Source organism: Vibrio sp. 1562, assembly GCF_033340155.1.
Classification (GTDB): Bacteria; Pseudomonadota; Gammaproteobacteria; order Enterobacterales; family Vibrionaceae; genus Vibrio; species Vibrio alginolyticus.
Genome location: NZ_JAWOVY010000404.1, coordinates 1 through 664 on the forward strand (window position 1 = coordinate 1; position 664 = coordinate 664).

Here is a 664-nt window from a genome sequence, read left to right on the forward strand (position 1 = left end):
GCTCCCCGGACATCAATCAGGAGATGTACCGGATGATGGGGTTGCGTGATGGCTTCCGTCACGAGCTGCTGACATCTGTCATCAAGGAACGGATTAACTTCCTCCAGCACCACACGACAGAACGCATATTTGCCAAGACCAACAAAGGTATCTACGACAATGGCTTGATCCAAGACCTCAAGCTGTTCGTTACGTGCAAAGTCCCCATCAAGAACAATAACCCGACTGAAAGCGAACTCCAGCAGCTCGCACAGCTTCGCACGAAGGTCGAATCATCGCTTCAAACCGTTGGTCTGCGTCCCCGCACAATGACGGCGGTGAACTACATCCGGATCATGAGCACCATCCTGAATTGGGGGCCGGATGCTTCATGGCGACATGACTCTGTGGATTGGGAGATGGATAAGCCCATCTGCGAGCAAATCTTCGATTACGGCACTGATGTGGAAGTCAGCAAGAACGGCATCAGGCTGGGGGACTACCACGCGAAAGTCATGTCAGCGAAAAAGCTGCCTGACGTTTTCTACTTTGGTGATGCGTTGACCTATGCCGGGGATCTCAGCGGCGGCAACTCCAGCATCAAAGAAAACTACATGGTTGTGACCAATGTGTTTTTCCCTGAGGCAGAAAGCACGAAAAACACTCTGGAGCGCAAACGCCAGTT

General features: G+C 52.1%; 1 protein-coding gene. It reads left to right on the top strand.

The window, feature by feature from the left end; translation table 11 throughout:
* Window positions 1-32 precede the first annotated feature (32 nt).
* Window positions 33-664, top strand: a 632-nt coding sequence (locus R7Z49_RS25450; protein ID WP_318112448.1) for a TraC family protein, incomplete at its 3' end; no start/stop codon positions are given.